Origin of the sequence: Streptomyces phytophilus (assembly GCF_013870535.1) — a bacterium.
Taxonomy (GTDB): Bacteria; Actinomycetota; Actinomycetes; order Streptomycetales; family Streptomycetaceae; genus Streptomyces; species Streptomyces phytophilus.
On the sequence record NZ_JACBXC010000117.1, the window covers coordinates 1 to 9,265 of the forward strand.

Consider the following 9,265-nt stretch of genomic DNA (forward strand, 5'->3'; position numbering starts at 1 on the left):
GCTGCCGTGGGCGACGATCAGCAGTACGGGATGCATGGCTCGCAACGCTAGGACGGTCCGGTCGGGGAACGGTTGGGTCGCGCCGGAGCGCTCAGACGTTGATGCCGCACTCGGTCTTGGCGAAGCCCGCCCAGCGGCCCGCGCGGGCGTCCTCGCCGGGCGCGACCCGGCGGGTGCACGGCGCGCAGCCGATGGAGGGGTAGCCGTCGGCCAGCAGCGGGTTCGTCAGCACGCCGTGCTCGGCGACGTAGTTCTGCACGTCCGCCTCGGACCAGCGGGCGATCGGCGAGACCTTCACCTTGCGCCGCTTGGCGTCCCAGCCGACGACGGGGGTGTCCGCGCGCGTCGGCGACTCGTCGCGGCGCAGGCCCGTGGCCCAGGAGTCGTACGCGGCGAGGCCGTCCTCCAGCGGCTGCATCTTGCGCATCGCGCAGCACAGGTCGGGGTTGCGCTCGTACAGCCGCGGGCCGTACTCGGCGTCCTGTTCCGCGACCGTCAGCCGGGGCGTGAGCGAGACGACGTTCACGTCCATCACGGCGGCGACCGCGTCGCGGGTGCCCAGGGTCTCGGGGAAGTGGTAGCCGGTGTCGAGGAACAGGACGTCCACGCCCGGCATGGCGCGGGACGCCAGATGGGCGACGACCATGTCCTGCATGGACGAGGTGACACAGAAGCGCTTGCCGAAGGTGTCCGCGGCCCAGCGCAGGATCGTGAGCGCCGGGGCGTCTTCCAACTCGCGGCCGGCCTGTTCGGCAAGCGCCACGGTATCTGTGTCCGCGTCTTCGATGACCGTCATCGGTTGTGGTTCCCTCCATCGCTGTCGGGACGCAGGCCGTCGGCCAGCAGCCCGAGGAACGAGAGCTTGAATGCGCGGTTGCAGGCCCTGCACTCCCACGTGGCGTGCCCCTCCGCCGAGGGGCGCAGGTCCTCGTCGCCGCAGTACGGGCAGTAGAACGGCGCCGCCCGCCCGCTCACTTGAGGTCCTCCTCGCCGGCGCGCGCCGCCCACTGGGCGAACCGCTCGCCCTCCTCGCGCCCCGCGGTGTAGCGGGTGAGCACACGCTCGACGTACTCGGGGAGCTGCGCGGCGGTGACCTTCAGGCCGCGCACCTTGCGGCCGAAGCCCGGGTCCAGGCCGAGGCTGCCGCCCAGGTGGACCTGGTAGCCCTCGACCTGCTCGCCGTCGTCGCCGGTGACGAGCTGCCCCTTGAGACCGATGTCCGCCACCTGGATGCGGGCGCAGGAGTTGGGGCAGCCGTTGAGGTTGATGGTGATCGGCTCGTCGAAGTCCGGCAGCCGCCGCTCCAGCTCGTCGACGAGCGCCGCGCCGCGGGCCTTCGTCTCGACGATCGCCAGCTTGCAGAACTCGATGCCGGTGCAGGCCATCGTGCCGCGCCGGAACGCCGACGGCTCGACCTGGAGGTCCAGCGCCGCCAGCGCCTCGCGCAGCGGGGCGACCTGGTCCTCCTCGACGTCGAGGATCAGCATCTTCTGTTCGACGGTGGTACGGAGCCGGTCGGAGCCGTGCTGCGCCGCCAGTTCGGCGATCTTCGTCAGCGTGCCGCCGTCGACGCGGCCGACGCGGGCGGCGAAGCCCAGGTAGTAGCGGCCGTCGTGCTGCCGGTGCACCCCGATGTGGTCGCGCCAGCGCTCGGCGGGCACCGCCGGCGGGGGGCCGTCGGCGAGCGTGCGCAGCAGGTACTCGTCCTGGAGCACCTGGCGGAACTTCTCGGGGCCCCAGTCTGCGAGCAGGTACTTCAGCCGGGCCCGGTTGCGCAGCCGCCGGTAGCCGTAGTCGCGGAAGATGCCGACGACGGCCTCGAAGACGTCCGGTACGTCCTCCAGCGACGCCCAGGCGCCGATCCGTACCCCCAGCTTGGGGTTGGTCGACAGGCCGCCGCCGACCCAGACGTCGAACCCCGGGCCCAGCTCCGGGTGTGCGACGCCGACGAAGGCGACGTCGTTGATCTCGTGCACGATGTCGAGCTGCGTGGCGCCGGAGACCGCGCCCTTGAACTTCCGGGGGAGGTTCGAGTACGCCGGGTTGCCCACGACGCGCCGCTGGATCTCCTCCAGCGCCGGGGTGCCGTCGATGATCTCGTCCGCGGCGATGCCGGCGACCGGGGAGCCGAGGACGACGCGCGGGACGTCGCCGCACGCCTCGGTGGTCGACAGGCCCACGGACTCCAGCCGGCGCCAGATCTCCGGGACGTCCTCGATCCGGATCCAGTGCAGCTGGATGTTCTGCCGGTCGGTGAGGTCCGCGGTGCCGCGGGCGAACTCCTGCGAGATCTCGCCGATCGTCCGCAGCTGGGTGACCGACAGCCGGCCGCCGTCGACGCGGACGCGGAGCATGAAGTGCTCGTCGTCCAGCTCGTGCGGCTCCAGGACCGCCGTCTTGCCGCCGTCGATGCCGGGCTTGCGCTGGGTGTACAGCCCCCACCACCGCATCCGGCCGCGCAGGTCGGCGGGGTCGATGGAGTCGAAGCCGCGCTTGGAGTAGATCGTCTCAATGCGTGTCCGCACGTTGAGACCGTCGTCGTCCTTCTTGACCTGCTCGTTGGCGTTGAGCGGTGTGAAGTGGCCGGCGGCCCACTGGCCTTCGCCGCGGTGGCGGCCGGCCTTGCGGCGGCCTGCCGCCGTGGGGCGCGAGGAGGAGTTAGCCATGACAGGGGTGTCCTTAGGGCAGGCGAAGGAGCCGGCCGTGGGCGCGTACGACCCTGATTGACCTGCGCAAACGGTTCTTCGGCAGGGCGGCGCTACAGGGGCGTGCGCGGGCGTCCGCGACGGTGGGGACGGCTGGGCGGCGGCGGGAGGTCGGCGGTGCTGTGACTCTCAGCCCGCCGGACAGATGGCGCTGGACATGCGGCCGAGATCGACGTGACGCCGACTCACCAGGGCGACTCCAGCTCGATCCATGGAGAGAGCGTGGCATGGGGTGCCGTGGATCGTCCACAGTATTCCGTCATGCGGACAGTCGGGTCTTGCTATATGGACACCGGGGTTTGAGCGGCTATATCGGTGCCCCGCCCGCGGGCTTCTCCTCGGTGCGTACGTCGAAGATCCGGAAGCCGCGGCGCCGGTAGTTGTCCAGGGCGTACGGACCGTCATCGCTGCAGGTGTGCACCCACACCCGGCGGGTGGGCGGCCGCGCCGGCCACCGCTCGGCCAGGTCCCAGGCGCGCGCCGTGCCGACGGAGAGCAGGTGCCCGCCGATGCGGCGGCCGCGGAACGCCGGCAGCAGCCCGAAGTAGGTGATCTCCACCACCCCGTCCGGCTGCCCCTCCAACTCCAGGTAGCCGGCGGGGGTCCCGCTCGCGTACGCCACCCACGTCTCGGTCCCCGGCTGCTCGACGAAGGCGCGCCAGCGCTCCTCGTCCCACACCAGCCGGTCCGTCCACGACACGTCGGCGCCGACCGCGCCGTAGAGATAACGGTTGTATCCCGGGGAAGGGATCGCGGCGCGTACCACGGTCAGCTCGCCGGCCGCGACACCCGCCGGCGCGGCCGCCGGGCCGAGATCGTCCGCGGCGGTCTGCTCCAGTGACCAGGTGGTGAGGGGGGTGCTCTCCATGGGGGAATCAGACCATGGCGCACGGTGCCTTGCGGACCCGGGCGCGGTGCAGGAATCTGCCTCACGACCCCTTGCCCGCGGGTGGGCGCCGCCCGTAGCTTATGGCAAGCGCTTTCTGCGGCCTTGGCCACTGTCGTAGCACCGCACCAGGCACCACTCGGCACCACCCGGCAACGACCCTCACCGCACGACCGCAGAACGGCCCGCGGAACAGGCCGCCACGGCCACCGCCCGGACGCCACCCGGGCGGGGGACCGGAGCCGTTCCGCCGTCCGCAAGAACTGCCCCGGCGACGGCCACGTGTTCAACCTCGATTGGATGCATTTCGAGTGACAACGGCACAGGACGACATCAAGGCGCCCGCCGCCGTCCCGACCGCTCCCGAGCGGACGGGGCGGCGCGGAGCGCGCCTCGGCAACCAGCTCGCCGCCCTCGGCTCCGCCGTGTGGCGGCCCCTCATCGTGCTCGCCGTGATCGGCCTCGTCTGGTGGTTCGTCACCGCACGGGAGATGGTCGAGCGCTACCTCGTGCCCACCCCCGGCTCGGTCTTCGAGGTCATGTGGGAAGACCGCTCGATGCTGGCGGAGCACACCTACGTGACGCTGTACGAGACGGTCATCGGCTTCCTGCTGGCGGCCCTCATCGGCATCGCCTCGGCCGTGCTCATCGTCTACTCCAAGACGGCGGAGCGCTCCCTGTACCCGATCATCCTCTTCGCCCAGGTCATCCCGAAGATCGCCATCGCGCCGATCCTCATCGTGTGGTTCGGCACCGGGCTGTCGCCGAAGATCATCCTGGCGGTGCTGATCGCCTTCTTCCCCGTCGTCGTCTCCGGCGTCGCGGGCCTGCGCGACACCGACCCCGAACTGCTGGACCTCTCCGCCACGATGGGCGCCAGCCGGTGGAGCGTCTTCGTCAAGGTGCGCTTCCCCGGCGCGCTGCCGCAGCTGATGGCCGGGCTGAAGGTCGCGGTGACGCTCGCCGTGGTCGGCGCCGTCGTCGGCGAGTTCGTCGGCGCCAGCGAAGGGCTCGGCTACATCCTGCTGCTCGCCAGCGGCAACCTGAACTCCGCGCTGCTGTTCGCGGACCTGATCCTCATGTCGGCGATCGGCGTGGTGCTGTTCGTCGTCATCGAGGTCGCCGAGTCCCTCCTCATCCCGTGGCACGCCAGCCGCCGCGAGGGTTCCAGCGTGACCATGGCGACGACCTGAGCGGGCCGTGCACGGCCGCCGCCCCGCTCCGTTCGCGTCCATGACGCCGCAGCCCGTATCCCGCAGTACCGGACCACCCAGGAAGGCAACGACATGAAACGCACCGCGGCGACACTCACCCTGCTGAGCGCGCTGCTCGCCGCAGGCGCCTGCGCCCCCGACACGTCGGACGACGACGACGGCGGCGACTCGGGCGGCGACGGCAAGGGCAAGAAGGTCACGCTGACCCTCAACTGGGTGCCGTACGGGGAGCACGCCGCCTTCTACTACGGCGTGGAGAAGGGCTTCTACGCCGACGAGGGCATCGACCTGGAGATCAAGCCCGGCAACGGCTCCGCCGCCACCATCCAGCAGGTCGCGCAGAACCAGACCGACTTCGGCTGGGCCGACACCCCGCCGCTGATGGCCGGCATCGGCGAGGGCATGGGGGTCAAGAGCCTCGGGGTCTACCTCCAGAAGGGCCCGTCCTCCGTGCAGTTCGTCTCCGACGAGAACATCAAGGAGCCGGCCGACCTGGAGGGCAAGACCGTCGCGGGCACGCCGGGCGACGCGATGTACGCCACCTTCCCCGGCTGGCTCGAAGCCAACGACGTGGACCCCTCGAAGGTCAAGGTCGTCAACGTCCAGCCGGCGGACAAGATCTCGCAGCTCGCCGCCGGCAAGGTCGACGCCATCATGGGCTTCTTCCACGACCAGGGCCCGACCATCGAGAACACCACCGGCGAGACGGTCGACTACATCCTCTTCTCCGACTTCGGCATGAACGTCCTCGGCACCGGCATCGTCGCCTCCGACAAGATGCTCGCCGACGACCCCGAGCTGGCCAAGGCGTTCGTCCGGGCCACCACCAAGTCCTGGCAGGAGGTCGAGGCCAACCAGGACGAGGCCGTGAAGATCATGTCCGAGGCCGCGACCGAGCCGCCGCCGGACAACGTGCTCGCCAACCAGCTCAAGGACACGCTGCCGCTGCTGGAGGGCGACGGCGGCGGAGTCGGCGTCAACTCCGAGGAGTCGTGGCAGGAGACTATCGACCTGCTGTCGGACGGCGGGATGCTGAAGGAGGCCAAGAAGCCCGCCGACTACTGGGACGCGTCGTACGCCGCTAAGGGGTGAGCAGTGCCGCAGCTCGAAAAGAAGAAGGCCGCCGCGACCGACGCGGCGGCGTCCGCCAGCATCGACATCCGCGATGTGACGTGCACGTTCACGACGAAGCGCAGTCGCACCACGGCGGTCGACGGGGTCTCGATGCGGATCGAGCCCGGTGAGTTCGTCTCCATCCTCGGCCCGTCGGGCTGCGGCAAGTCGACCCTGCTGAAGATGATCGCCGGCCTGGTGATGCCGACGACCGGCCAGGTCAGCCTGCTGGGCCGGCAGGTGAAGGGCCCGCAGCGCAACATCGGCTTCGCCTTCCAGCGGGCCGCGCTGCTGCAGTGGCGCGGGGCGCGCAAGAACATCCTGCTGCAGGCCGAGATGCGCGGCATGGACAAGCGGACCGCCGCCCGCAGGGCCGACGAGCTGATCGAGCTCACGGGCCTCGCGGGCTTCGAGGACGCGCTGCCGCACGAGCTGTCCGGCGGCATGCAGCAGCGGGTGGCGCTGTGCCGCGCGCTGCTGCACGAGCCGCCGGTGCTGCTGCTCGACGAGCCGTTCGGCGCGCTGGACGCGCTGACGCGGGAGCACCTGAACGTCGAGCTGAACCGCATCTGGCGGGAGACGGGCACGACCATCGTGCTGGTCACCCACTCCATCTCGGAGGCCATCTACCTCGGCACCCGGGTGGAGGTGATGAGCGCCCGCCCAGGCCGCATCATCGAGACGATGCCGGTGGACCTGCCGCCGGCGCGCGACTACGGAAAGGTCATGTCGGCCCCGGAGTTCGAGACCCTGGCAGCCCGCACCCGCACCCTCCTGAGCGGCGCGCACTAGCCCCGGCGGCGGTATCCTGCGGCAACCCCGGGGCGCCGCAGGATACCTACCCCGGGACGGTGCGCCGGCGGAACTGCTGGCCCGCTGGCCTCCGCGCTAATGGGCAAGGGGGCGCTGACCTCCGACTGGCTGCCCGCGTTCGACGCGGTGCGCCGAGGAGCCGGAGGCGTGGTGGCAGGCCGTCTCCCGCGATGCTCCGATTGCCACCCGCTGGGGACCCCTCCCGGCCGCAGCATGGCAACCTGCGGTGATTCGCGCTCCGAGGAGGTTCCATGTCCGAGCCATTCCACCCGGACTTGTCTCCGGACGATCCGAACCCGTCCCCGTCCCCGTCCCCGTCGAACGAGCCGGTGCCGCCGACCGTCCAACCGTTCGCCAGCAACCCCATGTCGCCGACATCGCCGCAGCAACCGCCGATGTACACCGGTTCGCCCGCCTACCCTCCCTACCCTCCGTACCCCTACGGACCACCCCAGCGGACCAACGGGCTGGCCATCGCGTCCATGGTGCTGGGCATCCTGTGGATCTACTGGATCGGCAGCATCCTCGCGCTGATCTTCGGCTACGTGGCCCGCCAACAGATCAGAGAGCGCCACAACAGCGGAGGTGGCATGGCCACCGCCGGAATCGTGCTCGGCTGGGTCGGCGTCGGGGTGCTGGGGGTCATCTTAGTCATTGCCCTCATCTCATACTCCTTGTCGCCCTAGTACTCCTTGATCACATCCGTAAGACAACGGCTGGTCAGTGGCGGGCGTGAGGATGGGCGTCATGACAACGTTGCTTCTCACCGACATCGAGCGGGCCCTGCGCAGCAGCTGGGGCGCCGACACGTGCACGCCCGAGTTCCGGGCGCGCTGGTCGCCCGGGAACCCCGCCCGGGACCAGTGCGGGGTCACCGCGATGGTGGTCAACGACCTGCTGGGCGGCGAACTGCTGCGCGAGGAGTACGAACTGCTCCGCACCCGGGTCGTGCAGCAACTCGCGAACGCGCGGCGGTAGTCGGCCCGGACCGGAACGGCGTGGACCGACTCCCGCCCGGGCCGGCGCGGTGTCAGCCTGAGGTGCGGCGCCATTTGCGGAGGCTCACCAGTTCGCGGGGCGGGGTCAGTTTGCTGCCGACCTCCACGTACGAGACCTCCGCCGCGTAGACGTCGCCCGCGGAGTCGACGGCGATGCTGTGCAGCCAGTTGAAGCTGGCCGGGGACTCGCCGGGGAGGTCCGCGCCGAAGCGGGTCACCTCCCGGCCCGCGGTGTCGAAGACGCGGATCTTGTGGCCGATGCCGGGGACGCCGTGCTGGATCGGGGGCGGGCCCTGTTCGGCCACGTAGAGGCGGGTGTCGGGGCCCGTGCCCGTGGGGCACACGGCCACCGCCTTGTGGGCGTGCCAGGTGGTGCGGAAGTCGCCGGTGCGGGAGAAGACCTGGACGCGGTGGTTCTCGCGGTCGCAGACGACGACGGTGCCTTCGCCGTCGGCGGCGTCCACGAGGGTCAGTGCGTGCGGAAGGCTGAAGCGGCCCGGGTCGGTGCCGGGGGTGCCCCAGGAGGCGAGGTGGCGGCCGGCGGCGTCGTAGTGGTGGACCCGGGAGTTGCCGTAGCCGTCGGAGACGAAGACGTCGCCGGTGCGCGGGCATATCGCCACGTCCGTGGGGCGGTTGAAGGGCTCGCCGCTCTGGAAGCCGCTGGGCTCGCCGGTGCCGAGGGTCAGCAGGGTGGTGCCCGCGCGGTCGGTCTTGGTGATCGTGTTGCCGACGTCGTCGACGAGCCAGAGGTGGTCCTCGTGGTCGACGGTGACCGCGTGCGGGCGGGTGAAGCGGCAACCGCGCCAGCGCGGCTGGGTGTTGCCGTACGGGTCCTCGTACAGCTCGGTGCCGAGGTACGGGGTGTCGTTGCCCCACATGTCGACAACGTTGCCATCCGGGTCGAAGACGAGCACCGGCATGTTGCCGCGGTTGAAGACGTAGACGCGGTCGGCCGAGTCGACGGCGACGGACGTGGCTTCCCTGAGCCAGATCCCGTGCGGGATCTTCGCCCAGAACGGGACGGGTTCGTAGACGGTGTCACTGGTCGCGGGCCCGACGGGCATCGCTTCCTCCCCTGCAGACGCGTGGGCCGGAGATCATAACCCCCGCGGGCCGACTCGGCGGGCGGACCCGGCGGCGGGCGGGTTCAGGTGTGGGCGGGTTCAGCTGCGGGCGGCCAGGACCGCCGGGGCCGTCGACCCGGGGAGCAGGTCCGCCGGGCGGGCGGGGAGCAGGAGTTGGACGTCGATCTCGTCGGAGAAACGATACGGCCTGTGCGCCAGCAGCCCGCCGAGCTTCCGGCGCAGCCGGGACAGCTCCGCCCGCACCGTCACCGTGCGCCCCGGGTCGCCGAAGAGCGCGTCGGCCAGCGCCGTGGAGCTGAACCCGTCGCGGTGCACCGCCAGCAGGTACAGCAGCTCCGCGTGCCGCGGGCTCACCTGCTGCGACCACCGCCCCGCGCCGCCCAGCACCGCCAGGCTCGGCGACGCCGGCCGGGTCAGGTCCAGCACCACCCGCGTCGGCGCCGGCGCCGTC

The 9,265-nt window shown here is 71.1% G+C and carries 11 protein-coding genes and 1 pseudogene; 5 read left to right on the top strand and 7 right to left on the bottom strand.

What is annotated here, in order from left to right; translation table 11 throughout:
• Positions 1 to 91: 91 nt before the first annotated feature.
• The 5 genes from H5J30_RS09195 to H5J30_RS09210 all read right to left on the bottom strand — a co-directional run bounded on the left by H5J30_RS09195 (position 92) and on the right by H5J30_RS09210 (position 3,573).
• A complete protein-coding gene (locus H5J30_RS09195; protein ID WP_181786809.1) occupies positions 92 to 796 on the bottom strand; it encodes a phosphoadenylyl-sulfate reductase in 705 nt (234 codons plus the stop codon).
• Complete coding sequence (locus tag H5J30_RS09200) at positions 793 to 975, bottom strand: hypothetical protein (protein ID WP_181786811.1); 183 nt, start codon at positions 973 to 975, stop codon at positions 793 to 795. Before H5J30_RS09200 ends, H5J30_RS09195 begins: the two co-directional genes overlap by 4 nt.
• Positions 972 to 2,666, bottom strand: coding sequence for a nitrite/sulfite reductase (locus H5J30_RS09205; protein WP_181786813.1), 1,695 nt, complete (start codon positions 2,664 to 2,666; stop codon positions 972 to 974). The genes H5J30_RS09200 and H5J30_RS09205 overlap by 4 nt, the downstream gene beginning before the upstream one ends.
• Before the next feature lie 168 nt (positions 2,667 to 2,834).
• The gene (locus H5J30_RS37680; protein ID WP_374100961.1) at positions 2,835 to 3,110 is read right to left on the bottom strand and encodes a putative leader peptide; all 276 of its coding nucleotides are present in this window, start codon (positions 3,108 to 3,110) and stop codon (positions 2,835 to 2,837) included.
• Positions 3,013 to 3,573, bottom strand: a complete 561-nt coding sequence (locus tag H5J30_RS09210; protein ID WP_181786815.1) for a GNAT family N-acetyltransferase — start codon at positions 3,571 to 3,573, stop codon at positions 3,013 to 3,015. Before H5J30_RS09210 ends, H5J30_RS37680 begins: the two co-directional genes overlap by 98 nt.
• Positions 3,574 to 3,902: 329 nt before the next feature.
• Here H5J30_RS09210 and H5J30_RS09215 point away from each other — a divergent pair, with 329 nt between their 5' ends.
• From H5J30_RS09215 to H5J30_RS09235, 5 genes and pseudogenes are all read left to right on the top strand, one after another.
• Positions 3,903 to 4,784 (top strand): ABC transporter permease, encoded by an 882-nt coding sequence (locus tag H5J30_RS09215; RefSeq protein ID WP_181786817.1) that lies wholly within the window; start codon positions 3,903 to 3,905, stop codon positions 4,782 to 4,784.
• Positions 4,785 to 4,877: 93 nt separating this feature from the next.
• Entirely contained in the window at positions 4,878 to 5,897 is a 1,020-nt protein-coding gene (locus tag H5J30_RS09220; protein WP_181786819.1) for an ABC transporter substrate-binding protein, read from the top strand.
• A gap of 3 nt (positions 5,898 to 5,900) precedes the next feature.
• Positions 5,901 to 6,710: an ABC transporter ATP-binding protein gene (locus H5J30_RS09225; protein WP_181786821.1), complete on the top strand. Its 810-nt coding sequence runs from the start codon at positions 5,901 to 5,903 to the stop codon at positions 6,708 to 6,710.
• A gap of 272 nt (positions 6,711 to 6,982) precedes the next feature.
• Positions 6,983 to 7,417 carry a DUF4190 domain-containing protein gene (locus H5J30_RS09230; protein WP_181786823.1) on the top strand — a complete coding sequence of 145 codons (435 nt, stop codon included), beginning with the start codon at positions 6,983 to 6,985 and terminating at the stop codon, positions 7,415 to 7,417.
• Positions 7,418 to 7,478: 61 nt separating this feature from the next.
• Positions 7,479 to 7,655, top strand: a pseudogene (locus tag H5J30_RS09235) (YunG family protein); the annotation flags it as partial.
• Positions 7,656 to 7,761: 106 nt separating this feature from the next.
• Here H5J30_RS09235 and H5J30_RS09240 read toward each other — a convergent pair.
• Positions 7,762 to 8,793 carry an NHL repeat-containing protein gene (locus H5J30_RS09240; RefSeq protein ID WP_181786827.1) on the bottom strand — a complete coding sequence of 344 codons (1,032 nt, stop codon included), beginning with the start codon at positions 8,791 to 8,793 and terminating at the stop codon, positions 7,762 to 7,764.
• A gap of 99 nt (positions 8,794 to 8,892) precedes the next feature.
• Positions 8,893 to 9,265 (bottom strand): helix-turn-helix domain-containing protein (locus H5J30_RS09245; RefSeq protein WP_181786828.1); only part of this gene is annotated, 373 nt, incomplete at its 5' end.